General features: G+C 45.9%; 24 protein-coding genes and 1 tRNA gene. 22 read left to right on the plus strand and 3 right to left on the minus strand.

Going from position 1 to position 26,608, the window contains the following annotated elements; all coding sequences use genetic code 11:
• Positions 1–700 precede the first annotated feature (700 nt).
• From ftsE to NOM01_RS04225, 20 genes are all read left to right on the plus strand, one after another.
• Positions 701–1,396, plus strand: a complete 696-nt coding sequence (ftsE, locus tag NOM01_RS04130; protein ID WP_255746647.1) for a cell division ATP-binding protein FtsE — start codon at positions 701–703, stop codon at positions 1,394–1,396.
• Positions 1,386–2,279: a permease-like cell division protein FtsX gene (ftsX, locus tag NOM01_RS04135; protein ID WP_255746648.1), complete on the plus strand. Its 894-nt coding sequence runs from the start codon at positions 1,386–1,388 to the stop codon at positions 2,277–2,279. Before ftsE ends, ftsX begins: the two co-directional genes overlap by 11 nt.
• 170 nt (positions 2,280–2,449) lie before the next feature.
• Positions 2,450–3,910 (plus strand): S41 family peptidase, encoded by a 1,461-nt coding sequence (locus tag NOM01_RS04140; RefSeq protein ID WP_255746649.1) that lies wholly within the window; start codon positions 2,450–2,452, stop codon positions 3,908–3,910.
• A gap of 194 nt (positions 3,911–4,104) precedes the next feature.
• Complete coding sequence (locus NOM01_RS04145) at positions 4,105–4,464, plus strand: type II toxin-antitoxin system RelE/ParE family toxin (RefSeq protein ID WP_255746650.1); 360 nt, start codon at positions 4,105–4,107, stop codon at positions 4,462–4,464.
• Complete coding sequence (locus NOM01_RS04150; protein WP_255746652.1) at positions 4,461–4,829, plus strand: helix-turn-helix transcriptional regulator; 369 nt, start codon at positions 4,461–4,463, stop codon at positions 4,827–4,829. Before NOM01_RS04145 ends, NOM01_RS04150 begins: the two co-directional genes overlap by 4 nt.
• A gap of 369 nt (positions 4,830–5,198) precedes the next feature.
• Positions 5,199–6,398, plus strand: coding sequence for a PDZ domain-containing protein (locus NOM01_RS04155; protein WP_255746653.1), 1,200 nt, complete (start codon positions 5,199–5,201; stop codon positions 6,396–6,398).
• 340 nt (positions 6,399–6,738) lie between these two features.
• Entirely contained in the window at positions 6,739–7,029 is a 291-nt protein-coding gene (locus tag NOM01_RS04160; protein ID WP_255746655.1) for an AbrB/MazE/SpoVT family DNA-binding domain-containing protein, read from the plus strand.
• 268 nt (positions 7,030–7,297) lie between these two features.
• Positions 7,298–9,268 (plus strand): excinuclease ABC subunit UvrB, encoded by a 1,971-nt coding sequence (uvrB, locus tag NOM01_RS04165; protein ID WP_255746657.1) that lies wholly within the window; start codon positions 7,298–7,300, stop codon positions 9,266–9,268.
• A gap of 7 nt (positions 9,269–9,275) precedes the next feature.
• A complete protein-coding gene (gene uvrA / locus NOM01_RS04170) occupies positions 9,276–12,170 on the plus strand; it encodes an excinuclease ABC subunit UvrA (RefSeq protein WP_255746659.1) in 2,895 nt (964 codons plus the stop codon).
• 95 nt (positions 12,171–12,265) lie between these two features.
• Positions 12,266–12,457, plus strand: coding sequence for a PspC domain-containing protein (locus tag NOM01_RS04175; RefSeq protein WP_255746661.1), 192 nt, complete (start codon positions 12,266–12,268; stop codon positions 12,455–12,457).
• A 5-nt stretch (positions 12,458–12,462) separates the two neighbouring features.
• Positions 12,463–12,840, plus strand: coding sequence for a phage holin family protein (locus tag NOM01_RS04180; RefSeq protein ID WP_255746662.1), 378 nt, complete (start codon positions 12,463–12,465; stop codon positions 12,838–12,840).
• A 322-nt stretch (positions 12,841–13,162) separates the two neighbouring features.
• Positions 13,163–14,083 carry an HPr(Ser) kinase/phosphatase gene (hprK, locus tag NOM01_RS04185; protein WP_255747076.1) on the plus strand — a complete coding sequence of 307 codons (921 nt, stop codon included), beginning with the start codon at positions 13,163–13,165 and terminating at the stop codon, positions 14,081–14,083.
• Positions 14,084–14,115: 32 nt separating this feature from the next.
• Entirely contained in the window at positions 14,116–14,925 is an 810-nt protein-coding gene (gene lgt / locus NOM01_RS04190) for a prolipoprotein diacylglyceryl transferase (protein ID WP_255746663.1), read from the plus strand.
• 112 nt (positions 14,926–15,037) lie between these two features.
• Complete coding sequence (gene ppaX / locus NOM01_RS04195) at positions 15,038–15,697, plus strand: pyrophosphatase PpaX (protein ID WP_255746664.1); 660 nt, start codon at positions 15,038–15,040, stop codon at positions 15,695–15,697.
• Between the two features lie 65 nt (positions 15,698–15,762).
• Entirely contained in the window at positions 15,763–17,349 is a 1,587-nt protein-coding gene (locus NOM01_RS04200) for a tetratricopeptide repeat protein (protein WP_255746665.1), read from the plus strand.
• Between the two features lie 139 nt (positions 17,350–17,488).
• Positions 17,489–18,439, plus strand: a complete 951-nt coding sequence (gene trxB / locus NOM01_RS04205) for a thioredoxin-disulfide reductase (RefSeq protein WP_255746667.1) — start codon at positions 17,489–17,491, stop codon at positions 18,437–18,439.
• 377 nt (positions 18,440–18,816) lie between these two features.
• Positions 18,817–19,683 (plus strand): RNase adapter RapZ, encoded by an 867-nt coding sequence (rapZ, locus tag NOM01_RS04210; RefSeq protein WP_255746668.1) that lies wholly within the window; start codon positions 18,817–18,819, stop codon positions 19,681–19,683.
• A gap of 4 nt (positions 19,684–19,687) precedes the next feature.
• The gene (locus NOM01_RS04215; RefSeq protein ID WP_255746669.1) at positions 19,688–20,650 is read left to right on the plus strand and encodes a gluconeogenesis factor YvcK family protein; all 963 of its coding nucleotides are present in this window, start codon (positions 19,688–19,690) and stop codon (positions 20,648–20,650) included.
• 17 nt (positions 20,651–20,667) lie between these two features.
• Positions 20,668–21,600, plus strand: coding sequence for a DNA-binding protein WhiA (whiA, locus tag NOM01_RS04220; RefSeq protein ID WP_255746671.1), 933 nt, complete (start codon positions 20,668–20,670; stop codon positions 21,598–21,600).
• A 43-nt stretch (positions 21,601–21,643) separates the two neighbouring features.
• The gene (locus NOM01_RS04225) at positions 21,644–21,898 is read left to right on the plus strand and encodes an HPr family phosphocarrier protein (RefSeq protein ID WP_255746672.1); all 255 of its coding nucleotides are present in this window, start codon (positions 21,644–21,646) and stop codon (positions 21,896–21,898) included.
• Between the two features lie 64 nt (positions 21,899–21,962).
• Here NOM01_RS04225 and clpP read toward each other — a convergent pair whose 3' ends face one another.
• The 3 genes from clpP to NOM01_RS04240 all read right to left on the minus strand — a co-directional run bounded on the left by clpP (position 21,963) and on the right by NOM01_RS04240 (position 24,196).
• Positions 21,963–22,547 carry an ATP-dependent Clp endopeptidase proteolytic subunit ClpP gene (clpP, locus tag NOM01_RS04230; RefSeq protein WP_255746674.1) on the minus strand — a complete coding sequence of 195 codons (585 nt, stop codon included), beginning with the start codon at positions 22,545–22,547 and terminating at the stop codon, positions 21,963–21,965.
• Between the two features lie 210 nt (positions 22,548–22,757).
• Positions 22,758–23,822 (minus strand): D-alanine--D-alanine ligase family protein, encoded by a 1,065-nt coding sequence (locus NOM01_RS04235; protein ID WP_255746675.1) that lies wholly within the window; start codon positions 23,820–23,822, stop codon positions 22,758–22,760.
• 301 nt (positions 23,823–24,123) lie between these two features.
• A tRNA-Arg gene (locus NOM01_RS04240) sits at positions 24,124–24,196 on the minus strand.
• Positions 24,197–24,429: 233 nt separating this feature from the next.
• On the opposite strand from NOM01_RS04240, the gene NOM01_RS04245 reads away from it, so the two are divergent.
• Together NOM01_RS04245 and NOM01_RS04250 are read left to right on the plus strand one after the other, a co-directional pair.
• Positions 24,430–24,978, plus strand: coding sequence for a CotD family spore coat protein (locus NOM01_RS04245; RefSeq protein ID WP_255746677.1), 549 nt, complete (start codon positions 24,430–24,432; stop codon positions 24,976–24,978).
• Between the two features lie 574 nt (positions 24,979–25,552).
• The gene (locus NOM01_RS04250) at positions 25,553–26,494 is read left to right on the plus strand and encodes a magnesium transporter CorA family protein (protein ID WP_255746678.1); all 942 of its coding nucleotides are present in this window, start codon (positions 25,553–25,555) and stop codon (positions 26,492–26,494) included.
• Positions 26,495–26,608: the final 114 nt, after the last annotated feature.

Raw genomic sequence — 26,608 nt, forward strand, 5'->3', positions numbered from 1 at the left:
AGGAAAAGGAAAGTTTAGCGTTTTTCCTTGCTGATCCGACGATATGGTCATAGATGCTGATTCCCAATCTGCGCTTATCGATTAGGAGATCAGGTAGGTGCGCAATCTGATAAATAGAGGAAAAGATTACCCTTATTTAGAAAATGAACGAAAATAGAGCTTAAATAGACGGAGAAATTCCGCTTATCGAATCGAAAAATGTGAAAATGGAGGGTTCTGCTTTGCATAAGCGGAAAAATTGCCCTTATTGACTGGCGAAACAAGCTCCATGATGCAAATAACAGGAATATCTCCGCTTATTTTCACTTGTTACTTAGCGAAGGATCTTTCGCTATATGCACAGGCTCTGTACGCAACACAAAAGGCCGCCGCATCCTGCGGAAGTAAGGATCTCGCACTTTTGCCCAGTTTTTCTTACCGGCGGTCATTCGACAGCATTCGTTTCATTTCGATATCTCATTTGAAATTGAAATGTAATAATTTTCATCGGTCATTTGAAGGGTTCGGATGGTATAATGATGATTGTTTCATAGGTTACATAGGTTGGTGCAATGGGAATGCATCCGAACACGTTTTCGATGCGGGCAACCCTCCCATTCTTGTGTTTCGTGCGAATGGTTTACATAGAAATGCATAATCAGACAGATTTTTAGAGAATGTGACAAAAAAAGTGAAAAAGGATTTTGGGGGAAGGAACTTTATGGATGACGTTATTTTGATGCAAAATGTCTGGAAGGCTTACCCGAATGGGGTTATGGCGCTGAACGGCATTGATCTGTCTGTCAAACAGGGTGAATTTGTTTACATCGTTGGGCCAAGCGGCGCAGGGAAGTCGACGTTTATAAAAATGATTTTCAGAGAATTGAAGCCTACACGGGGCAAAATTTTCATTAACAATAAAAACATTGCGAATTTGAGAGAACGGCAGGTGCCTTATTTCCGCCGCAAGATCGGCGTTGTGTTCCAGGACTTCCGGCTGCTTCCGAAGCTGACCGTTTATGAAAACGTGGCTTTTGCGCTTGAGGTTATTGAAGAGCACCCGCGGCAAATTAAACGTCGTGTGATGGAAGTGCTTGATCTCGTCGGTCTGAAGCACAAGCTGCGCTCATTCCCGGATCAGTTGTCCGGCGGTGAGCAGCAGCGTGTGTCCATCGCACGTTCGATTTGTAACCGTCCGCCTGTACTGATCGCCGACGAACCGACAGGAAACCTTGATCCCGAAACGTCGTGGCAGATCATGGATGTGTTCCGGCGGATCAATGAGCAAGGGACAACGATCGTTATGGCGACCCACAACAGAGACATCGTCAACAAGATCAGGCACAGAGTATTGGCGCTTGAAGGCGGCATGATTGTGCGCGATCAGCAGGAAGGTGACTATGGCTATGAAGATTAGAACATTGCGAAGACACGTGAATGAAAGCTTTAAGAGTCTCGGTCGAAACGGGTGGATGACCTTCGCTTCGGTGAGCGCGGTTACGGTGTCGCTGGTTCTCGTCGGACTTTTCCTGATGGTGATGTTCAACTTGAATAAAATTGCCGGAGATATTGAAAGCGACGTCGAAGTGCGTGTCTATCTGGATCAATCGATGACGCAGGCAGAGCAGGACGCTTTGCAAAAAGATCTGAAGGAAGTCAAGAATGTTCAATCCGTTCGTTTCCAATCGAAAAAAGAAGGATTAGACAGCTTAATGGAGAGCCTCGGTAACGATAAGCAGAGCTTTTCGGATCTAAAAAAAGAAAATCCGCTGCCGAACGCATATATCTTAAAAACGAATAAACCGGAGCAGACGATCGCTGTCGCTAAAACGGTGAAGAGTCTTCCGAATGTTACGGATGTGCGTTATGGAAAAGGGACGGTTGAAAAGCTGTTCCGATTCATCAACATTGCGAGAAACGTAGGCATTGTCCTGATCATCGGGTTGCTGTTTACTTCTGTATTCTTGATCGCGAATACGATTAAGCTGACGATTGTTGCCCGCAGGCGGGAGATTGAAATCATGAAGCTTGTCGGTGCAACCAATGCTTTTGTCCGATGGCCGTATTTCATCGAAGGATTGGTTATGGGCGTTCTCGGATCAATTGTTCCTATTGTTTTAGTTATGGTTGTGTACCGATTTGCCTATTATAATCTTGGGGGCAACCTGCAGCAGATGTTCATCCGACTGATCCCTTATCACACTATGACAACGAATCTGAGCCTGCTCTTAGTAGGTATCGGCGCGTTGATCGGTGTCTGGGGCAGTATGAGTTCAGTACGAAAATTCTTGAAAATCTGAAGCCACCCGCTATGTCAGGTGGTTTTTTTTACATCAAGAAGCTTTGGTGCGGGGCTGTCTCCATTGTTCGAGACAATCGCGTGCCATTGTTGTATGATAGGAGCTAAGTTCATTTTGCCCGGCGAACGATTCGCTGCGGGTAAACAGTGTCATTGAGGAGGCAATTCTTTATGAAAAAGTTCAGCGGCAAAGTGGTCGCTTTGCTTATGGCGATCTCACTGATCGTGGGGGCGGCAGGCTCTTACGCGGTGTTTGGCTTTGTCCAGAATCGCAATCAGGAATCAACGGCATCAGCATCTGCCGGTTCGGCGGCGTCGGATAAGGATACGGCAAAAGTGAAGGCAATTCATGATCTGATTGAAAAGGAATATTTCCGGAAAATCAGCAGCACTGATCTGTATGACGGCGCCATAAAAGGTATGATCGAGGCACTTAATGACCCATTCTCAAGCTATATGAGTACAAAAACGGCTTCGGACTTTAACCAATCGCTGTCCTCTTCTTTTGAGGGAATCGGCGCCGAAGTTCAGATGGTCGGCAAGCAGGTCACCATCGTCTCCCCAATTAAAGGAACGCCGGCTGAAAAAGCGGGACTGAAGCCGAAAGACGTGATCGTGAAAATTAACGGAAAATCGACGGAAGGTCTTGATATTAATCAAGCCGTCAACAAAATTCGCGGGAAAAAAGGAACGGTTGTCCACCTTGTGGTTAGCCGTCCAGGTACGAGCGGCAACTTGACCTTTAATATTAAGCGCGATACGATTCCGATCCGCACGGTTGAAAGCAAAATGCTGAAACAAGACGGTCAATCAATTGGCTACATCGCGATTACGCAGTTCAACGAAAATACGGATCAAGAATTCAGCAAAGCACTCAGCAAGCTCGAAGGCGATCAAATGAAGGGCTTGATTATCGATGTGCGCGGCAATCCGGGCGGATATCTGCAGGCGGTTGAGAAAATAGGCAATCTGCTGATTCCATCGAAGAAACCGATCGTCCAAATTGAAGATCGAGCCGGCAAAAAGCAGCCGTTCTACTCTACTCTGAAAAAGAAGAAGAGCTATCCGATCGCAGCATTGATTGACGGTGGCTCTGCCTCGGCATCTGAAATTCTTGCCGGTGCCCTGCATGAAGCAGGCGGATACCCGCTGGTCGGTGTGAAATCGTTCGGCAAGGGTACGGTTCAGCAAGGGATTGAGTTGTCGGACAAGAGCGAACTGAAACTGACGACGGACAAATGGCTGACTCCGGACGGCAACTGGATTCACAAAAAAGGAATTAAGCCAACGATTGCGGTTAAGCAGCCGGATTACTTCTATGTCGCTCCGATCACCGTGAAAAAGGGCAAGAACTTGAAAGCAGATGAGACGAGTACAGTCATTGCGGACGCACAGAAGATGCTGAAAGCCGCGGGCCAGAATCCTGGACGCGTTGACGGCTACTTCAGCGATCAGACCGCACAGGCAGTAAAAGCGTTCCAAAAACAAAAGAAACTGCCGGTTACCGGTGAAATTGATCAGAAAACAGCCGACGCACTGCAGCAAGCAACGCTGACGGCCATCAAAGAACAGCAAAACGATCGCCAGTTAAACACGGCGCTTTCGGAAATCGAAAAAGAAATCAAAAAATAAAAAGCAAAAAGGAAAACAGGCGCAGCTCCGGCAGTGCCTGTTTTCTGTCGTAAGAGGCGCTGAATCTGGAACGCTCGATAAATTAGCCGGTTTTAAAAAAAATCGTTCCAAAAATTTCTGCGTGAAAAATGTACATTGGGATAATTTATTTATTTTAGAACATAATATCGCATATATGATATAATTCGAATACAATGAAATGGAACCTGATACCTTATGAGAAACAAAATGGTGAAAAACCAGTAACTGTATATTTAAATTCACTCGACACCAAGCATCGAGTAAAAGTTCTCCGTAACCTTCAACTGTTAGAGGAATTTGGTCCGACTAAGGAAATGAGGGAAAAAATCAAGCCATTAGGTAACGGAATTTTTGAGCTCCGTACACAATTCTCTAACAACATTTTCCGAATCCTTTATTTTCATTTGGTTGATAAGAATCTTATCTTGACCAATGGATTCACAAAAAAAACTGAGAAGACACCTCCACGAGAAATTAAAAAAGCAAAGGATTACCGCGATGACTTTTTAAAAAGAAAGGGTGATCAGAGATGAGTTTTCTTGACGATTACATTAACGATCAATTGAAAGATCCGGAATTTAAGAAGGCTTGGGATGAAAGTGAAGCAAGCTATCAATTAGCAAGGCAACTTATTGACTTGAGAAAACAACGGGGATTAACGCAAAAACAGTTGGCTAAACGTGTTGAAACGCAGCAAAGTAGCATATCCAGAGCTGAAAATGGTGATCATAATCTTACGATTGGAACGATGGCCAAAATCACGAGAGGTCTTGGAGCGAGGATTGTTGTGGTTCAGGACAACGAAGAAGTGATTGTCAAAAGAAGAGCAAGAACTCTTTTCAGACACCGAAATCCGGATGGAGCAAAAGTCATTCGTGCTTCTAGAGTTAAGCGATAAACTTGGAAAGTTGATGGTCCCTTGGCCGTCAACTTTTTTGAAGGGAAAAGAAAATGCAGGGGGCTTTGCGTATCAGTGAACAAAGTGCACGATAAACTTGACGAATCGCTCGATAACATGTAAATCATTTTATTATCTGAAGAACTTTTCACTGATCGTGATGGAAAAGTTCTTTTTTGTGTAATGAGAGTTGCATGTGCAGTAAAAATTTTCCTAAGAAATCGGCAACGGATACGTTCGTCATGTATAATTAAATCAGAAGCGATGGGCAGGAAATGCTGCGCATCTTGTCGAAATACCAAAGAAGATCGGATTAAACGGTTATAAAATATAGCTGTTTAATCGGGGTACCAGGTGGGGGAATTGCAGATGGCGGACATCATTGGGTTTATTTTTTCAGGCATTGCCACTTTTTTTATCAATCCATTACTCTATTTACTTTTGATCGCGCTTTTTCTTTATGGCGCGCAGCGCGTGCGCAGGGAGCGGCGGTCATTTCGCGTCAAGGCATACGGTATGTTTAATATAATTTTTTCCAGTATTGCGCCGAGTCTGCTTGTCGGACTTGCAGCGTCTCTTGTGTTGCTTGCCGCCGGAATCAGTCTGACGCCGGGAGTCATTGCCTTGCTTTCACTGGCATATATCATGACACTGTTCACGTTCCGGCAAAGCTTTTTGTCGCCGGCGGTGGCAGGTGGCTTGGCATTGATTGCCGCTTATTTTATGCCGGCACTGCAGACCCCGTATTCGCTCATCAACGGTTGGATTGGGGACATCCGAGCCATTGATTATGTATCATTCGGCATATTCCTAGTTGTCGCTATGCTGGCTGAGACAGCACTGGTCTATTTTTGGGGTGCACAGCAGACTTCGCCGCGCCTCATCAGCAGCAAGCGGGGCAGTTTGGTCGGAGCTCATGAAGCTTGCCAGCTTTGGATCGCGCCGCTGCTCTTCCTTATGCCGGTTCCGGGTGCGATTTCGTCCATTGGTCCCTGGCCGTTTGTTTCCGGCGGCGCTTCATTTAGCTTTGCGATTTTCCCATTGGGCATAGGAATCGCACAATTGATCACGCACGCATTACCGAAACCTGCTGTTCGTCAAACGGCAAGCTGGTTGATGGCGTCGTCCGGCATAACGGCGATCTTCATCGGTGCGGGCTATCTGCTTCATATGGCGCTTTTCGTCGTGCTGGGCGGAGTTGTGGCACTCGTCAGCCGATTGCTGCTCACCTGGTACCACCATCACCTGCGTGAGACGCAGCCGTTCTATTATCTTATGCCGAACAGAGGACTGCGCGTTATTGGAGCGATCCCTCACTCGCTTGGTGCGCGTATGGGCATTATTCCTGGGGAAGAAATTTTGCGGGTGAATGATTTAGAGGTCAGCAGCGTGGATGAATTCTATGAAGCACTTCAAAAGCATGCGGCTTACTGCAAGCTGGAAGTGATCGATCGTTTCGGCGAGCAGCGCTTTGAAAAGGGGCCAATTCATGAAGATGACAATTATAAGATCGGGCTACTTTTTCTTGAAGGCGATCAATGGAATTTGAAACAAAAGACAAATAGTTAAGCCTTAATTCGAATAATCTAACAGGAACAAAAATCCGCAGGAGGGACAGCGAGATTCCTTTTCCTTCCTTTTTATGGGAAGAAAGGAAGATGCTTAAGGTGAGGCGCTGCCCGCAGACCTAAAAGGTGAGCAAGCTTGCTGGTCCCCTTGGCTGTTTGTTCCGTCAAAATTTACAATAATCCCAACTGTTAAAATGTGACTGATTTTGAAACTGGGTGTAGTTATGTGAGCAATTGGAATTTTTTAACCCCTGCACGAATTGTGGTGCATATTGGTGCTATAATCAAGTTAAAAGTGATGCAGGTCGTAGTATAGAAAAGGCGAGAGGAGGAGCGCAAAAATGAAATCGACAGGTATTGTGCGTAAAGTTGATGAATTAGGACGTGTTGTGATTCCGATTGAACTCAGAAGGACCATGAATATTAAAGAGGGTGATCCGCTCGAAATCTTCACGGAGGATGAACGGATTATCTTCAAGAAATATGTGCCGAATATGGCGTGCCAGATCACGAATGAAGTGTCGCCGGATAACCTTGTTCTGGCAAACGGCAAGCTGATCCTGAGCCGCAAAGCAGCAAAAGGAATTCTAGAAGAAATTGAAAAATACATGGGTGAAGATATTAAATCGTAATTCATGTTCTCAAAAAAGACTTCTGTGGCCGAGTGCCATGGAAGTTTTTTAGTTTCATTAAGTACTAGTAAATGACTTCTCCGGTTATCCTGTGTGAGATGAGCCGAGTTTAGAATAAATGACTGAAAAACATTGGGAATATCCGTTCGCATTTTGCTGTTATTTTGCTATAGAGGTATGCTATACTTTTTTTAAGAAAGATTTTTTACTATTAATGACAAATCATGCTTTTTTCATAGAAAAACAGTAAAGATTGGAGGAGGGCGCTATGGATTTTCAACTCGCGTCCCATTTTCAACCGCAAGGCGACCAGCCGGAAGCGATTCGTACATTGGTCGATGGGATCAGGAACGGTCAAAAGCATCAGACGTTGCTCGGCGCGACCGGTACCGGTAAAACATTCACGATGTCGAATGTGATTGCTCAAGTGCAGAAGCCGACGCTGGTCATTGCCCATAATAAAACGCTTGCAGGGCAGCTTTATAACGAGTTTAAGGAATTTTTCCCGAATAATGCGGTCGAATATTTTGTCAGCTACTACGATTATTACCAGCCGGAAGCCTATATTCCGCAGACGGATACGTATATTGAAAAAGATTCGAGCATCAATGACGAGATTGACAAGCTGCGTCACTCGGCAACCAGCTCATTGTTTGAGCGTCGCGATGTCATTATTGTTGCCAGTGTTTCGTGTATTTACGGTTTAGGTTCTCCGGAAGAATACAGCTCACTTGTACTCTCATTGCGGCCGGGTATGGAGAAGGAGCGGGATGCGATGCTGCGTCAACTTGTCGACATCCAGTACTCGCGTAACGATATTAATTTTACACGCGGGACATTCCGTGTGCGCGGCGATGTGGTGGAGATTTTCCCGGCTTCACGCGATGATCACTGCATTCGCGTCGAATTCTTCGGTGATGAAATTGAACGGCTGACCGAGATGGATCCGATGACCGGAGAGATTGTCGGCGAGCGTGATCATGTCGCCATCTACCCGGCTTCCCACTTCGTTACCGGACAGGAGAAAATGAAGCGAGCAATTGTGAACATACAGAAGGAACTCGAGGATCGGCTGAAAGTGCTTAATGAGAACGGTAAACTACTTGAGGCACAACGGCTTGAGCAGCGTACGCGTTACGATTTGGAAATGATGGAGGAAGTCGGCTTTTGCTCCGGAATTGAGAACTATTCAAGGCATCTGACCTTTCGAAAACCGGGTGAATCGCCGTATACGCTCATGGACTATTTTCCAAAGGACTTTCTCATTATGGTCGATGAATCCCATGCGACACTGCCACAGATTCGGGCCATGTACAACGGCGACCAGGCGCGAAAAAACGTCCTGGTTGATCATGGTTTCCGTCTTCCTTCTGCAAAAGACAACCGGCCGCTTAAATTTGAAGAATTTGAGGAACGTGTCAATCAGATCGTGTACGTTTCGGCGACTCCGGCGGATTATGAATTGGAGCATTCCAATAAGCCGGTCGAGCAGATTATTCGACCGACCGGATTGCTGGATCCGGAAATCGAAGTCCGTCCGATCAAGGGACAGATTGATGATCTCTACGACGAGATTAATATTAGGATTAAGAAGCATGAACGTGTCCTCGTCACGACGCTGACGAAGAAGATGGCAGAGAATTTGACCGACTATCTAAAGGGCATGGGCATTAAAGTCAATTATCTTCATTCGGAAGTTAAGACGCTCGACCGGATTGAGATCATTCGCAATTTGCGACGCGGCGAATTCGATGTGCTGGTCGGGATCAACCTGCTCCGTGAAGGACTGGATATTCCTGAAGTCTCACTTGTCGCTATCCTTGACGCCGATAAGGAAGGCTTCCTTCGCTCGGAACGGTCGCTGATTCAGACGATCGGACGCGCGGCGAGAAATGCGGAAGGGCGAGTCATTCTGTATGCCGACCGAGTTACCGATTCGATGCGGTTGGCGATGGATGAAACCGCACGCCGCCGCAAAATTCAAAAGAAATTCAATGAAGTGCATCATATTACACCGACGACGATTCAAAAGGCCATTCCTGAGCTGATTAAAGCGACATACGAAGTGGAAAAACAGGATGGCTCCGGCAAGAAGAAAAAGAAGAAAATGACAAAGAGCGAGCGCAACAAGGCAATTATCGGTATTGAAAAAGAAATGAAGCAGGCGGCAAAGTCGCTTGACTTCGAGCGTGCAGCGGAACTGCGGGACGCACTCTATGAACTGAAGGCGGAGGGATAACACGCAGATGGTACTTGAAAATATTGTTGTCAAAGGAGCAAGGGAACATAATTTAAAAAATGTCAGCGTAACAATACCACGTGACAAAATGGTTGTTGTTACCGGATTGTCGGGCTCAGGCAAGTCATCGCTGGCGTTCGACACAATCTACGCCGAGGGGCAGCGCCGCTATGTTGAATCGCTGTCGGCATATGCCCGCCAATTTCTCGGCCAATCCAACAAACCGGATGTGGACGCGATTGAAGGCTTGTCGCCGGCGATTTCGATTGACCAGAAGACGACGAGTCATAACCCGCGTTCAACCGTGGGAACCGTAACGGAAATTTATGATTACATGCGTCTTCTTTTTGCCAGAATCGGGCACCCTTTTTGCCCGACGCACGGTGTTGAAATCACATCGCAGACTATTGAACAGATGGTTGACAGAATCATGGTTTATCCGGAGCGGACAAAACTGCAGATTCTGGCACCGCTGGTCTCCGGAAGAAAAGGAACACATGTCAAGACCTTGGAAGATATTAAGAAAAAGGGCTATGTTCGGGTACGTGTTGACGGCGAGATGCGTGAGGTGTCGGAAGAAATCAAGCTTGAAAAGAACAAGAAGCATAACATCGATGTTGTGATTGATCGAATTGTTGTGAAACCGAATATAGAGGGACGGCTTGCCGATTCACTTGAAGCAGCAACTAAACTGACTGACGGTCGTGTCGTTGTGGATATTATCGGTGGTGAAGAACTGCTTTTTTCCGAACAACATTCATGTCCTTATTGCGGCTTCTCAATCGGTGAACTTGAACCTCGACTCTTTTCGTTTAACAGTCCGTTCGGAGCCTGCCCAGATTGTGACGGACTGGGCTCACGCATGGAAGTTGACCCTGATTTGGTCATCCCTGATCAGACCAAATCGTTAGCCGAAGGTGCAATTATCGCCTGGGAACCGACGAGTTCACAATATTATCCACAGCTGCTTAAGGCGGCTTGTGCTCACTTTGGCATTGATATGAATTGTCCGGTCTCAGAGCTGCCGAAAGAGAAGATGAAACTCCTTCTCTACGGCTCAGGGACTGAACGCATCCATTTTCACTATGAAAATGAATTCGGCGATGTTCGGGATAAAGACATGTACTACGAAGGCGTCATGAACAATATCGGACGTAGATACCGTGAGACAAGCTCTGACTTTATTCGTGAACAAATGTCCGAGTATATGATGCAAAAGCCGTGCCCGACCTGTCACGGTCACCGGCTTCGTCCGGAAGCGTTGGCGGTGAAAATCGGCGGCAAGCACATCAGTGAAGTGACCGAAATGCCGATTCGGGAAATGCTTTCGTTCTTTAACGGGCTGGAACTCACCGAAAAGGAACAGACGATTGCTCGTTTGATTCTTCGTGAAATTACACAGCGGACTCAGTTCCTCATTGATGTAGGACTGGACTATCTAACCTTAGGCCGTGCGGCGGGTACCTTGTCAGGAGGGGAAGCACAGCGAATCCGGCTGGCAACGCAGATCGGATCGCAGCTCATGGGTGTGCTCTACATTTTGGACGAACCGTCAATCGGCTTGCATCAGCGCGATAATGACCGCTTGATTCATTCGCTGCTCGGCATGCGCGATCTGGGAAATACACTGATCGTCGTTGAACATGATGAGGATACCATGCTTGCTTCCGATTACATTATCGACGTCGGTCCGGGTGCCGGCGAGCATGGCGGACAAATCACGGCACAGGGTACTCCTGAGGAAATCATGCACAATGAAAATTCACTCACCGGGCAGTACCTGTCGGGCCGCAAATTCATTCCGATTCCGGCGAAACGGAGAAAAGCAACCAAGCGCGAGATCAAAGTGATCGGCGCGAAGGCGAACAATTTGAAGAATGTGACGGTTAGTTTCCCGCTCGGTGTGATGACGGTGGTTACCGGCGTTTCCGGCTCGGGGAAAAGTACCTTGGTCAATGAGGTGCTGTTCAAGGCACTTGCTCAGAAATTGCACGGGCGGCGCGATGCTCCCGGTGAGTATAAGCAGATCAAGGGCATAAAAGAATTGGATCGGGTCATTCAAATCGACCAGGCACCGATCGGACGCACGCCGCGTTCCAACCCGGCAACTTATACCGGAGTCTTTGACATGATTCGCGACGTGTTTGCGGCGACAAATGAGGCAAAGGTGCGCGGCTATAAAAAAGGTCGTTTCAGCTTCAATGTTAAAGGCGGACGCTGCGAAGCGTGCAGCGGCGACGGTATTATTAAAATAGAAATGCACTTCCTTCCGGATGTTTATGTGCCGTGCGAAGTATGCCATGGCAAACGTTATAATCGTGAAACGCTCGATGTGACCTATAAAGGGAAAACGATTGCCGATGTTCTGGACATGACTGTAGAGGAAGGTCTGGAATTTTTCAAAAATGTACCGCGGATCAAACGCAGACTGGAACCGCTCTATGATGTCGGCTTAGGCTATATTCGGCTCGGCCAACCGGCCACGACGCTCTCCGGCGGCGAAGCTCAGCGTGTCAAGCTCGCGTCCCAGCTTTATCGTCGTACGAAAGGCCGTGCACTTTATATCCTGGACGAACCGACGACCGGTCTGCATATGGATGACATCTCCCGGCTGCTTGTTGTGCTTCAGGCACTCGTAGACAGCGGTGACAGTGTGTTAATCATCGAGCATAATCTTGATGTAATTAAATGTGCGGACTACTTGATCGATCTTGGTCCGGAAGGCGGAAACGGCGGCGGCACGATTGTGGTTACAGGGACTCCGGAAAAAGTAGCGGATACCAAGGAATCCTATACCGGCAAGTATCTGAAGCCGGTGCTGGAACGTGACCGTGTGCGCATGGAGGAGCATCTTCATAACCAGCAGCAGGTAGCTGAATCGAGCGATCAGTTGCGCGTGTAAACCAGATTTTCCCCATAAAACGGGAAAATGTTCTTGTTACCTTGCATGATGAAAGGGTATAGTGGAATAAGATGAATGAGGCGGGAGGTTTTTTCGTGTACAAACAATTATTCCGATCAAGAGAAAACAGGGTACTTGGCGGTGTACTCGGCGGAATCGGCGACTATTTTAATATTGACCCCGTAGTTGTCAGGCTTGCCTTTGTGGTTTTGACAATCGTAACCGCCTTTTTTCCATGCTTGATTGGTTATTTTATTGCTTATCTAATTATTCCTGAAAGAGTGTGACGCTTTTGTTTAAAAACTGGTTTGCCAAAACCTTGCTTAATGTCATCATAAATATGGTGATTTTAATGACACTTGCCGGCTATCTTCATACGATGGTGCATCTTTCCGGCATTGGCGCGGCTTTTGCTGCCAGCCTGATCTTGTCATTTCTCAATCTCTTTATCCGGCCGGTTCTGTTATTATTCTCCTTACCGGCGACCGTCCTGACGCTCGGATTCTTCATTTTTGTCATCAATGCATTGATGCTGATGCTGACGGCATCGATCATGGGCCCGGCATTTGAACTGGACGGCTTTGGAAGCGCGTTGATCGTTGCGATCATTATGGCTATTTGCCAGATGATCATCCAAAACTTTATAATCAAACCCTTGCGGCGCGAGTAATTGCGCTGTTTTTTCTGCTGTTTCCCAAGGATTGCCCGATCATTTAAAATCATGGAATTCATTTTTTGGCGCGCGGCGAATCTATGGTAAAATAAAGAAAATGTGACTAATCATCGGGCAGTACCCCGATTTATTAAATGAACCTGAGAGAGCACCGGACCGACACCCCGGTGCACTAATAGAAAGAAATGGAGGCTGATTCTCTCTCTCAGGCGTGTACGCCTTGCCCGGCGGATTTTATGCTTCCCGAGCGCCTGTCAGCCCTAACATGAGGTGCGTGATGACGGAAGAAAACGGACAGGTTCCGGCGGCAAATGAAAACATGAGCAGAGTGCGTGTGCGTGAACTTATTGAGCATTTTGATTTGAAGCTGGTAAGCGGCAAGGAAGGGTTGGATCGTGAAATTATTGTCAGCGACATTTCGAGACCCGGCTTGGAAATTGCCGGCTATTTTACTTATTATCCCAGGAGACGTCTGCAGCTGCTTGGGCGTACCGAGCTTTCTTTTTTTAATGAATTGAGCCAGGATGAGCGGTATAAACGAACCTCTCAGCTGTGCACCGCACAGACGCCGTGCATTGTGATCTCTCGTGGAATTGAAGTGCCTGAGGAATTCATCATTTCATCAAATAAACGCCATGTCCCTGTGCTTCAGTCGAAGATGCAGACGACACGACTGAGCAGTATGATCACAAACTATTTGGAATCGCGACTCGCACCGATGACAGCCGTGCACGGCGTGCTCGTTGATGTCTATGGTGTCGGAGTTCTGATTACCGGGGACAGCGGCGTGGGGAAAAGCGAAACAGCACTCGAACTCGTGAAGCGCGGTCATCGCCTTGTGGCGGATGATTCGGTTGAAATTCGTCAGGAAGGCGAGGCTGAGCTCGTCGGCAGCGCGCCGGAATTGATTCAGCATCTTCTTGAAATTCGTGGACTCGGGATTATTAATGTAATGACCTTGTTTGGCGCCGGGGCAGTCCGCAATTATAAGACCGTTTCATTGGTCATTCATCTGGAACTGTGGGATCAGAGCAAAGTATATGATCGGCTCGGACTGGATGAAGAAAAGATTAAATTGATTGATACGGAGATTCCAAGGCTTGTTCTTCCTGTACGACCGGGGCGCAACCTTGCTGTCATTATTGAAGTAGCGGCGATGAATTATCGGTTGAAAAACATGGGTTACCATGCCGCGCAGCAATTTGCTGATCGACTGAATGACAGTTTGAATGATCGATAATCCATTTTATTTAAGTTGAGGTGTCCATCTTTATGAACGAAGCAATTGAACCGCTCAATCGAGTGGCTTTTGAATTAGGACCGCTCCATATTTATTGGTACGGCATCATTATCGCGGCAGGCGCTTTAATTGGACTGCTTATTGCGATGCGCGAGGGCAAACGTCTTGACCTCCCGCCAGATACATTTACCGATTTAATTCTCTATGCAGCGCCAATCGCGGTGATCTGCGCACGTATCTATTATGTGGCCTTTGAATGGGGTTACTACTCCAAGCATCCCGGAGAGATCATTGCTATTTGGAACGGAGGCATCGCAATTTATGGTGCCTTGATCGGTGCAGTGCTGACCGCAGTTGTCTATTGCCGGCTCCGTCATCTGCCTTTTTGGAAGGTTGCCGATGTCTGCGCACCGAGCGTTATCCTCGGTCAAGCGATCGGACGATGGGGCAATTTTATGAATCAGGAAGCGCACGGCGGTCCAACAACACGGGCGGCACTGGAACATTTGCATCTGCCTCATTTCATCATCAACCAGATGTATATTGATGGGACCTATTACATTCCGACTTTCTTGTATGAATCGGTTTGGAATATCGTCGGTTTTGTTATTCTGCTGGTTATCCGGCGTGTCGTTCGATTGAAACGCGGCGAACTTTTTATGATTTATGTAACCTGGTATGCCTTAGGCCGCTGCTATATTGAAGGGTTGCGCACAGACAGTTTGATGCTCGGGCCGCTTCGCGTATCGCAATGGCTGTCCGTTGTTTTGGTTATTGTTGGCGTAGGACTGATCACCTATTGGCGAACGGCACAGAAAAACAGACCGCTCTATAGTGAGTAGACATAAATTTAATTGATCATCGCAATTCAAGAAACAATTGCGGTGATTTTTTTCTGTATAGAGAGATTTGATGCGAATTCATTAACACTTAGTTGAGTTTTCTTTTGGGGAGATGGGCAATTTGATAAAGACGGTTTTATTTGATTTGGACGGAACACTGATTGATACAAATAATTTAATCCTGACTTCTTTTCAATATACACTGGACCACTATTATCCAGGAAAATTTACACGGAAAGATCTGATCCCGTTTATCGGTGAATCCTTGGAAACAAGCTTTAACCGGATTAGTCCGAAGCTGACAAATGAAATGATTTCCATGTACCGCGATCATAACAGCCGATTCCATGACAGGCTTGTCAAGGAGTTTCCCTACGTGCGCGAAACCTTGACCGTGTTGAAAGAAGATGGCTGCAAACTCGGCGTTGTTTCAACCAAAACGCGAGATATGGTGGAGCGCGGTCTCCATTTGACCCGAATGGCTGATTTCTTCGAAACGGTAATTACGAGCAATGATGTTACGCGGCTCAAGCCAGATCCTGAACCTGTAGTACGCGCGATGAACGACTTGGCCGCACAGAAGGAAACAACTATTATGGTTGGTGACAGCCCGGCCGATATCCTGGCAGGAGAAAATGCACATGTTCGCACCGCGGCAGTCGGCTGGTCACTCAAAGGGCGGACGATGCTGGAACGATTGAACCCGGATTATTTATTGAATAACATGAAGGATTTGCTCAGTATCGTACGGAGTACAGAAGTAACAATCTGAATTAAGAGTTTCTAGAACAACCGCCAAGAGACGGTTGTTTTTACATGTCGGCAGGTAAACTGTAATTGGCAAAGGCTTTTCAAAAATGGCGAGAGCAGTTATGCTATAATTATTTGGGATTGGAAAAAGAGGCACGGGGGCAAAAGGATTTTATGGAGGAGAGAAACTGCACGAAAAAAGCACGCGTCATCGATTTTCATTGTGACGGTGACTTTTTTTATCAGAAAGGGATCGCTTGTTTTGAAAAAGGCGATCTTGAACGCGCCAGCAAATATATGGAGCGCGCAATCAAATTCAAACCGAATGATGTCGAATACCTTTGCCAGCAAGCTGAGATTCTTGCTGAGCTGGAAAACTATGAATCATCAATTCGCTTACTAAAAAAAGTGGTTTATGAACTTGATTCGAAAATGACCGATTGTTATTTTTTTATAGCAAATAATTATGCCTATCTTGGGGAATTTCAAGAGGCATTAGATGAAGTTCAAATCTATTTGACTTTGGAACCGAATGGAACATTTAAGCATGAGGCTCAGGAATTGTTTCAAATGCTGAACTCAGAAATGAAAGAATTGGATGAAGATGAATCTGCCTATGTTACGGTTCATGAACGCGGTCGTCTGGCACTGGAACACGGCCATTTTGACGAAGCAATCCATTACTTTAAACAAGTGATTGAGGACGAGCCGGATTTTCTTGCGGCACAGAATAATCTTTCAATCGCCTATTTTTCTATGGATGATCAGGAAAATGCGCTTGCCACTGCATGCCGCGTTTTGGAAAAGGATCCGGGAAATATTCATGCTTTGTGTAATTTAGCGACTTTTTACTATCAATTGCACGATAAATCCGGGCTGGAGAAAGTGGTTGCACGTCTTGATTTGATCTATCCGCTTTACCCAGAGCATTGCGGAAAACTCGGTTCAACCTATCTTTTTATCGGTAATTACAAGCGGGCTTACTACTGGTTGCGCATTGCGGAAAAGCGAGGCGCACGGCGTGATCAGGTTTTTTACTTCTGGATGGCACTTTCTGCTTATCATTGCGGCGATGAAGAGGCGGCTAAGCAGAACTGGAGACGTGTTGACTTTTTCAGTGACAAGCCCTTCCACCCGTTTAAGTACAGCAAGATTCAGGACATGATGTTCGAACCAGGGGCGGAAAAGAACTTCATGGTTCGGGAGCTCATTCGAAAAGAAGCATGGGAAGACGTAAAATCGTTTCAAATTTTTTCTCTTTTCTATGCTGCGCGGTGTCATGATCGTTCTCTGCTTCTGGATGTGGCGAAGAAAGGCACAGATCCGGAAATCATGGGTCATGCACGCAGGCTGGTTGAAGAAATGGACAGCGGCGTGCGCGACCTAAGTATGCAAGTCATGCGCGAGGTTGAGCGGTTAGCAGGAGGATGCAAAGAGACGCTAAAGCATCCGGAGCTTTACAGTTTCTGGGCCGTTGTCGATTCGTTCGCACATATCCGTGAGGAGGACATCAAGGGCTGGGCTGCTGCTTTGATTTATTTGTGGAAGAAGGAGTTCGGCAAACCGGCTGCTCAGAAGGACATTGCGATGGAAGCAGGTACGACACTGTATCGATTGCGAAAACATATTCAGGAATTATCAATTGCGCTTGAAAAACAGTGGGATGATGATTGATACGAATCAAGTGTTTTTACGTATGAGCAATTTTCTGGACTTTGGTCGCGCCATTCTTTAGCATAGAATTATCAGATCAGTAGATAATAATAATTATAAAGAAGACTAGCAAATTTGCTATGGAAGGAATGGATTGACGTTGGCTGAAGAACAGAAAATTTATGATGTCATTATTGCGGGGGCAGGGCCAGCCGGAATGACGGCCGCCGTGTATGCGGCGAGAGCGAATATGTCAGTGTTGATGATTGAACGCGGAATTCCAGGTGGTCAGATGGCGAATACGGAAGCAGTCGAGAACTATCCCGGTTTTGAATCGATTCTCGGACCGGATCTGTCAAACAAGATGTTTGAGCATGCGAAAAAATTTGGAGCAGAGTATGCGTATGGCGATATTAAGAAAATCGAGGATGGTTCGGATGTCAAAACTATTGATTGCGGAAGCAAGCAATACAAGGCGCGGACGGTCATCGTAACGACGGGTGCTGAATATCGCAAGCTTGGCGTTCCCGGCGAAAAAGAATTCGCTGGCCGCGGCGTGTCCTATTGCGCGGTGTGCGATGGCGCATTCTTCAAGGAGAAGAAACTGGCGGTGATTGGCGGCGGTGATTCTGCGGTTGAAGAGGGAACTTATCTGACACGTTTTGCATCCAAGGTAACAATCGTTCACAGGCGCGACCAGCTGCGCGCACAGAAGATTCTTCAGAACCGTGCATTCAATAATGAAAAAGTTGACTTTATTTGGGATACCATTTGCACGAAGATCAATGGTGCGGACGGCAAGGTAGCCAGCCTGACGCTGAAGAATAAGAAAACCGGAGAAGAAACCGATTTTCCAGTAGACGGTGTGTTTATTTATGTCGGTATGAATCCGCTGACTGGTGCTGTGAGCGATTTAGGCATTCTTGACGATGAGGGTTATATCGTGACGAACGAAAAGATGGAGACCAGTATTCCAGGTATTTTCGCGGCAGGCGACGTGCGCCAAAAGGAGCTGCGCCAAATTGTGACAGCGACCGGAGACGGCAGCATTGCGGCAGAAAATGCACAGAAATATGTTGAGAAGCTGAAGGATGCTTCGGCAGTCAAATAAGGCCTGTGCGTCTTTAGTCATGATTCTTTAGATGAATCATTGGGCGTAATTTCATAAGTGTTTAATCATCATGTAATCATTATGAAATGAAAACACGATATGATTAAAGTATGAAATTGACCCCCCTTTTTATATAAACATTTAGTGGCATCGCAATATGGCGGTGCTGCTTTTTTTGCCTTATTTCTCTGCGCTTTGTCGCTTCCGGGCAAGGAAAATAGTTGCCAATACGCATCGCATTTTTCATAAACGCACGTCTGCTGATTATCGTTTATCTTTCTGAATGCTTCTTTTTCGAGTATACTAAAGATGAAAGAATGCCTTGATGCAGGTGTTGCGTCACAGGTGAAAAATTGATCGGTGGGGACGGATGCAGGATGAAAGATATTCAAGTAGTGATCATAACCGGAATGTCGGGCGCGGGAAAGACAGTTGCGACCCGTATTTTTGAGGACTTGGGTTACTTCTGCATCGATAATTTGCCGCCGACTTTGCTTCCAAAGTTCATTGACTTAATTGAAGATTCAGATTCGGAAAAACTGAATAAACTAGCATTAGTCATGGATCTTCGCGGCAGAACTTTTTTCGATTCGCTTTTCGCATCACTGGATGCATTCAGCAAATCCGAGAAAGTCAGGCCGAAGATTCTTTTTCTCGATGCGAAGGATGATGCACTAGTTCATCGCTACAAGGAGACACGCCGCTCACATCCGCTGTCTCCGAAAAGCCGGCCGATTGACGGTATTCGCGCCGAACGAAAAAAACTTGAAGAAGTTAAAGGACTCGCCCAATATTATATAAACACAACAGACATGAAACCAAGAGAATTACGCGATCGCATCGTTCAGGAATTTGCCAGCGAAACGGAGACATTCCGCGTTAATTTGCTGTCCTTTGGTTTTAAATACGGGCTTCCCATCGATGCTGATCTCGTTTTTGATGTACGTTTTCTGCCCAATCCTTACTACGTGAAGCATATGCGTGAGCGGACTGGACTTGATACTGATATTTCTGAGTACGTGCTGAAATGGTCGGAGACGAAGCAATTTTTGAAGAAGCTGATGGATCTGCTTCAATTCATGATTCCACAGTACAAACGTGAAGGCAAAGGGCAGCTGGTTATTGCGATCGGCTGCACAGGCGGCAAACATCGATCAGTCGCCTTGACCGAGTGGATTGCCAAAAAACTTTCCGGAGATTTCCCGACGAATGTGTCGCACCGGGATATTGAGAGAGGAAAATAATCGAATGACAGATCGAAAAAAAGTCGTTGCGATCGGCGGGGGCACAGGGCTTCCGGCGGTGCTTCGCGGTTTGAAGAAGTACCCGGTGGATATCACTGCGATTGTGACTGTTGCGGACGACGGCGGCAGCAGCGGAAAGCTGAGAAATGAGCTGCAGATTCCTCCGCCCGGCGATATCCGCAATGTACTTGTTTCGCTATCAGATATTGAACCGATGTTCGAACAATTGCTTCAGCATCGGTTCAAAACAGACAGTGGATTAAACGGCCATTCCTTAGGAAACCTGCTGATTGCCGCGCTGACATCGATAACCGGTGATTTTGTCAAAGGTGTGCGCGAATTAAGCCGAATTCTCAATGTTCACGGCCAGGTGCTGCCTGCGGCGGATCAAATGATTGCACTCGGTGCAGTGATGAGCGACGGCAGTATCGTGGAAGGAGAATCGCATATTCCCGAAGTGAACAAACGGATTGAACGTGTTTTCTTAAAGCCGGCGGATATTCAGCCGCTCCCGGAAAGCGTCCGAGCGATTCGTGACGCGGATTTAATTACGTTCGGACCCGGCAGTCTTTATACGAGCGTGATCCCTAATTTGCTTGTACCGGAACTCGCCGATGAAATTGCGCGTTCGAAGGCCAGAAAAGTGTATGTGTGTAATGTCATGACGCAAAAGGGGGAAACCGACCATTTTACGGCATCTGAACATATTAAGGCCATTCATCGCCATGTCGCACATCCTTTTATCGATACAATTATTGTGAACAGCCGGCCCATTAAAGTCGACTTGCTGAAGCGTTACGCAGCTGAAGAATCAGAGCCGGTGCAGATTGATTGGGAGCAACTGAATGATCTAGGCATTGATGTCATTCATGCGCCGCTGATCAAGACTGCCGGAGGCGTTGTACGCCATGATGAAGAAGTCGTCGGCCGTATGCTGATGTCTTTATTTACGGAGAAAAAAGTGTAAGGTTTGGAGGGATTGGCATGTCATTTGCCGCCGAAACCAAAAAAGAATTGACGATGCTCGAGGTAGATGACTGCTGCGCGCGTGCGGAGCTTGCTGCGCTGACACGAATGAATGGCTTCATCTCAATTCGTAACAAGAGAATTGAATTGGATATCGCAACAGAGAATGCAGCAATTTCTCGACGGATTTTCCGACTGATTAAACAAGCGTACCATTATCAAATCGAGATCCTGGTACGGAGAAAGATGCGGCTGAAGAAAAATAATGTTTATATTGTTCGTCTGAAAGAAACGGCGCGTCCGTTCCTGGAAGATTTGAGAATCATTGATGACGGAGGACAGTTTACCCGTGAAATTGCCCCAGAATTAATTGAGAGCGACTGCTGCAAACGTTCCTATCTGCGCGGATCATTCTTGGCAGGTGGTTCACTGAACCATCCGGAATCCTCATATCACTTAGAAATTTTTTCGAATTATGAAGAACATACGTATTCTTTGGCTAAACTGATGAATACGTTCAATCTTAATGTTAAGATCTTGCCGAGAAAGAACGGATACATCATTTATATGAAAGAGGGCGAAAAGATCACCGATTTTCTGAGCATTATCGGCGCAAACAAAGCTCTGTTTTATTTTGAGGATATCCGTATTGTCAAGGACATGCGTAATTCAGTGAACCGGCTTGTCAATTGTGAGACGGCGAACTTGAATAAAACGGTCTCCGCTGCGATGAGACAGATGGAAAATATCCGGTTGATTGAGAAGAGTATCGGGTTGGAAGAATTGCCGGATAAATTGCGGGAAATTGCTGAGATTCGGTTGAAAAATCCGGACATTACGCTGAAAGAGCTTGGAGAAATGGTTAATGGTGAGCCAATCAGCAAATCTGGGATTAACCATCGCTTCCGAAAAATCGACGCGATTGCCAATCGGATTCGACAGGGCCAATAAATGGTTGTGCGCCTTCATTTTTATGAAAGGAGGAATGGACAACATGCTGACTAAGAAAGTGATCATCGGGCTGGAAAATGGCCTTCAGGCGCGGCCGGCCGCTCTATTTGTGCAGAATGCCAACCTTTATCAGGCAGCTATAACGCTTGAAAAAGACGGGCACGTAGCAAATGTGAAGAGCATCATGGGTGTCATGAGCATGGCACCGGCTCGCGGTGAGCAGCTCATTCTGACCGCTGAGGGTGAGGATGAACGTATGGCGCTTGAGACGCTGGCTTCTTTTATTGAAAACAAATGATAACGCTTACTAAAAGACAATAAGAAAAGCCGGAGCAGATGCTCCGGCTTTTCTTTATGGTCAATTATTTTGCTGAAACCATAATATCGTCAATCAAACCATACTTCTTCGCTTCTTCTGCGGACATGAAATTGTCACGATCCGTATCACGAGCAATCACTTCGTAAGGCTGACCGGTACGTTCAGCATAGATATGATTCAACTTTTCACGAATAGAAATGATCCGCTTTGCGTGAATTTCCATATCTGACGCCTGACCCTGCATGCCGCCAAGCGGCTGGTGAATCATAATTTCGCTATTCGGCAGTGCGTAACGCTTACCGATTTCGCCTGCAGTTAAGAGGAAGCTGCCCATTGAAGCGGCCATACCAATGCAAATGGTTGATACCTTTGGTTTAATAAACTGCATTGTATCAAAAATGGCCATTCCTGCGGTAATTGATCCGCCGGGGCTATTGATGTAAAGCGAAATATCTTTCTCCGAATCTTCTGCTGCCAGGAAAAGCAGCTGTGCGACAACCGCATTAGCTACATTGTCGTCAATTGCTGTTCCAAGCATAATGATACGGTCTTTCAATAAGCGTGAGTAGATGTCATACGCGCGTTCGCCGCGGTTTGTCTGCTCAATGACTGTTGGTATTAAAGGCATTGAACGAACCCCCTTTTTCCATTGAAGAAAGTTATTTTTCCCATTACCAACATCCATGATACATTAAAGGTCAATATAGGTCAAATTTAACGATCCACTGCTTGGCTTTTCATGAAGTTGAGGCAGTGGATCTGCTCCTATAATGACAAACTGAGTGCAGAAAGCGCAAACTTCAGAGTCAATAATAGTTATCAGCTTTCAAGGTTTCAATTATTTGCTTTGGAGTGCTAATTGAATGGCCGTGTCCGTAACCTGGGTCAGGCTGATGCCGGCAGCTTTCATCATTCGCGGATAGCGGCTGTAGCTGGTGAATCCGGGCATTGTATTTATTTCATTAAAGACAACTTCATGATCAGGTGTAAGGAACATGTCGACACGTGTTAATCCTGTACATCCCAGCGCACTATAAATTGCTTTAGCGGTTTGCTTGATACGTGCCTCAACGTCTGATGAAACATCGGCTGGGACGCGAATCGTTGAATTCTCGGAATCTGTTTCCGGATGTGATTCCTGATGAATGCGGAAGAAACCGTGAGACAGAACAATCTGATCAACTTCGCCGACTGTCAAGTCGTCCCCGTTTCCTAATATGGAGCAACCCACTTCACAGCCGTCGATTCCTTCTTCAATACAGATTTTGCTGTCGTAGTTCTGAGCATCAACAACTGCCGCTAGAAGACCGGCAGAATCAGCAACCTTAGTGACGCCGAACGAAGAACCGCCGTTTGCCGGTTTGACGAAAACCGGGTAACTCAAGCCGACACTAATTTTCTCTAACTGTTCCTTTGAGGACTTCCCGGTGATGGAAACTGTTTCAGGAACACGGAAGCCTGCGTCCTTCACGATACGGTGTGAAATATCCTTATCCATGCCCATTGAAGAACTCAGCACATTACAACCGACATAGGGAATTCCGGATAGTTCAAGGAGGCCCTGAATGGTTCCGTCTTCTCCGTTTTTACCATGCAAAACGGGGAAAACGACATCAAGATGTGTGCGAATAAGCTGATCATGATGCTGTTCAATCAATCCATGCAATTTTTTATCCGGTAAAATCCATGCAGGCACACAATTTTGTTCACTCCAAGTATCCGAAGGAATGGCATCTACCTGGCCTGTATATCTTTTCCATGAACCGTCCTGCGTTATGCCAATCAGTACCAACTCGTATTTTTCAGTATCCAGGCTGGTGATAATGGAGTATGCAGACTTCAGAGAGATTTTATATTCTGCCGAGTGACCTCCAAATAGAACGCCTACTGTTACTTTTGTCAATGTGTACGACTCCTTTTTATTCTGAGTATTTGTTTTCATTCCCGTTTAAGCGGAACATAATTTTCTTTAATGATTCAAAGAAAAATGAAAACACCAATTTGTACTTTATTGGTTAATCATAAAGCAAATTATAGATATTCGTCTTAATTATTTCTAAAGTTTTGCCTATAATTTGATACAAATTTCATAGACAATACGGTACAAGCACATTCATGGAATAAAAAGGGCACTTCCGAGCGTTTCTCAGAAGTGCCGTCAATACAATTACTGTATGATGCGTTCGGATTGCTGCACCATTTGATGCGCTCGAAGGGAGTCGAACCCCCGACACATGGTACCGGAAACCATTGCTCTATCCACTGAGCTACGAGCGCATAGGTAAGAAAATTCTCGCTGACATTTGTCTATTCTAAGTGATTTACTTCGCTTTTGCAAGCGTTTTTCAAAAATCAATGAGGTAATTTAGGATGATCAACACCAACAGTTTCTCATGTTATCTGCCCAAATTTAGGCGGAACGACTAAAATTAGGTGTTCTCATTAGTGCAATGGCTTTCCTCGACTCATAGGTTATTAGTGTACTTTAATTGACGAGGAGGAGCAAAATTATGGAGGTTTCACCTTATTCAAATCAGCCTGTTTCAGGCAATATGGGAAACGTCGGAAATGTCAGCAACACGGGGAATATCGGAAATTGGGGCAATGCCGGCCCAGTCAGTCCATTGCCAAGTCCGACACATGAATATAAGTCGGAAAACAAGCCGGCTTACAAACCTGAATTTAAACCGGCTTCCAAATGCTCAACAGCACCAATGGGCTTCCCAAGTAAAGGGAAAGGTAAAGGTGGTTATGCACCCTATGGAAATGTTGCCGGAGCTGGCACAGCCCCGGGAGCTGCCGCAGGAAAAACGACTGAAAATACGCTGCATTGTCCGCCAACACAAGGCGGTACAGTCTATGATCCGCAGACCGTCAATGTTCAGCATATTTACAAGCCAGTCATTGTGAAACATATTCATCAACTGCACACGATCAGAAAAACTCATTACATCTACGAACATCAGCACTACTACCCACACACGATGTCGGAGACTTGTGATGAGTGCCACTATGACGTACAATGCGGCAAACCATGTTTTCCAAAGCCGCACTGCTGAAGTAAGGTATTTACCGCACTATTAATGAAGAAGAGCCTGTCAAAGGGCTCTTTTTCTTTACCAAGTAAAGAAACATCATGACTCGCTTGAGGGGCGCTGGACACCAATGGACATGTAAATATAAGATGCTTCTATTTATGTATAAACCGTTTAGCGTTTTGCCTTGTTGGTTAGACGATAGACGTCATAAGATGCTGATCGCCCAATCTGAAATAGAAGGAAATTCTCCGCATCCTGCGGACGTATGGACCGGGCGCTTTTGCGCGTTCTTTCTAGTCCGCTTAAAAAGATGAAAAAATATTTTGTGTAACGTTTGCGATCAGTTTGTGTTCTTTTGGCACACCATGTATTATAGAACGTGGCGGTATTCGACCGCGCACGTAATCCGATGCGCGCCAAATACACAATTCCGCTGAAGGAAGTGATTGTTCGATGAGTTCTGATAGTTCGAGTCCAAAGCCTGGTCCCAGTCATCGGCAGGGGAAGCTTATATGGCATCAGACGCTCTTGGGCAAAATCACGGCAGCGGACAGATATCTGTGTAGGCTTCCTCTAAATTAAGAGGAGGTGCATCATGATTGATATTTATTTAACTGATGAGCAAGACAAATTGGTGAAAAAAGAAGAGCTGGTTAAAGGATGCTGGATAAATTTGACACGTCCATCCGAATTTGAAGTGCAGAAGGTTGTGGACGGTACCGGCATTCCATCGGACTTTATCCGAGACTCACTGGATGATGACGAACGCTCTCGTATTGAAAAGGAAGACGATTCGGTTCTGATCATCGTTGACTTTCCGGTGCTGATCCAAGATGAATCCGACTCAGCTCCTTATGATACGATTCCGCTTGGCATTATTGTTACGCCTTATTATTTTGTGACCGTTTGTTTGCAGAGTAATCCGATCATTGATGATTTTATTAATAATCGTATCCGGAACTTTTTTACTTATAAGAAAACACGCTTTACCCTGCAAATACTCTATGCGATTGCACGCTATTATCTCAAATACTTGAAAACCATTGATCGCAGAACGTCGCTGATCGAACGTGAACTGCATGAATCAATGAGAAATAAAGAACTTTTTGATTTGCTTAGTCTTGAAAAAACGCTGGTTTATTTCACAACATCATTGAAATCAAACAATATTGTTATGGAAAAAATGACCAAACAACGCTTCTTACGTATGTATGAAGATGATCAGGATCTATTGGAAGACGTTATTATTGAGATTAAGCAGGCGATTGAAATGTCGGAAGTGCACAGCAATATTTTAAGCGGCATGATGGACGCGTACGCTTCCGTGATTTCAAATAATGTGAATGTGGTTATGAAATTTTTGACCACGGTTACGATTGTGCTTTCGATCCCTACGATGGTGGCGAGTTTCTGGGGTATGAATGTGGGCTCAATTCCATGGGAACATGCACCGTATGCTTTTTGGATTCCGATCAGTCTTGCTCTGGGACTTGCCGGGATTACGGCATTATTCTTCTGGAAAAAGAAATATTTTTAAACAAAAATATTGATGAAGGGATACGGCCGGAACAACGCTGTATCCTTTTTTCGGTTTCCTTCTGTTTACGTGACTGAAATGATGCACTGCAGAATCATGAAAAGCAGCCCATAA

This window comes from Sporolactobacillus sp. STSJ-5, assembly GCF_024385605.1.
Taxonomy (GTDB): Bacteria; Bacillota; Bacilli; order Bacillales; family Sporolactobacillaceae; genus Sporolactobacillus.

Bases quoted from the DNA above. Each gene is read 5' to 3' on its own strand.
- ftsE (WP_255746647.1), top strand. From the start codon at position 701: ATGGATGACGTTATTTTGATGCAAAATGTCTGGAAGGCTTACCCGAAT.
- ftsX (WP_255746648.1), top strand. From the start codon at position 1,386: ATGAAGATTAGAACATTGCGAAGACACGTGAATGAAAGCTTTAAGAGT.
- NOM01_RS04140 (WP_255746649.1), top strand. From the start codon at position 2,450: ATGAAAAAGTTCAGCGGCAAAGTGGTCGCTTTGCTTATGGCGATCTCA.
- NOM01_RS04145 (WP_255746650.1), top strand. From the start codon at position 4,105: ATGAAATGGAACCTGATACCTTATGAGAAACAAAATGGTGAAAAACCA.
- NOM01_RS04150 (WP_255746652.1), top strand. From the start codon at position 4,461: ATGAGTTTTCTTGACGATTACATTAACGATCAATTGAAAGATCCGGAA.
- NOM01_RS04155 (WP_255746653.1), top strand. From the start codon at position 5,199: ATGGCGGACATCATTGGGTTTATTTTTTCAGGCATTGCCACTTTTTTT.
- NOM01_RS04160 (WP_255746655.1), top strand. From the start codon at position 6,739: ATGAAATCGACAGGTATTGTGCGTAAAGTTGATGAATTAGGACGTGTT.
- uvrB (WP_255746657.1), top strand. From the start codon at position 7,298: ATGGATTTTCAACTCGCGTCCCATTTTCAACCGCAAGGCGACCAGCCG.
- uvrA (WP_255746659.1), top strand. From the start codon at position 9,276: ATGGTACTTGAAAATATTGTTGTCAAAGGAGCAAGGGAACATAATTTA.
- hprK (WP_255747076.1), top strand. From the start codon at position 13,163: ATGAGCAGAGTGCGTGTGCGTGAACTTATTGAGCATTTTGATTTGAAG.
- lgt (WP_255746663.1), top strand. From the start codon at position 14,116: ATGAACGAAGCAATTGAACCGCTCAATCGAGTGGCTTTTGAATTAGGA.
- ppaX (WP_255746664.1), top strand. From the start codon at position 15,038: ATGGGCAATTTGATAAAGACGGTTTTATTTGATTTGGACGGAACACTG.
- rapZ (WP_255746668.1), top strand. From the start codon at position 18,817: ATGAAAGATATTCAAGTAGTGATCATAACCGGAATGTCGGGCGCGGGA.
- NOM01_RS04215 (WP_255746669.1), top strand. From the start codon at position 19,688: ATGACAGATCGAAAAAAAGTCGTTGCGATCGGCGGGGGCACAGGGCTT.
- whiA (WP_255746671.1), top strand. From the start codon at position 20,668: ATGTCATTTGCCGCCGAAACCAAAAAAGAATTGACGATGCTCGAGGTA.
- NOM01_RS04225 (WP_255746672.1), top strand. From the start codon at position 21,644: ATGCTGACTAAGAAAGTGATCATCGGGCTGGAAAATGGCCTTCAGGCG.
- clpP (WP_255746674.1), bottom strand. From the start codon at position 22,547: ATGCCTTTAATACCAACAGTCATTGAGCAGACAAACCGCGGCGAACGC.
- NOM01_RS04245 (WP_255746677.1), top strand. From the start codon at position 24,430: ATGGAGGTTTCACCTTATTCAAATCAGCCTGTTTCAGGCAATATGGGA.
- NOM01_RS04250 (WP_255746678.1), top strand. From the start codon at position 25,553: ATGATTGATATTTATTTAACTGATGAGCAAGACAAATTGGTGAAAAAA.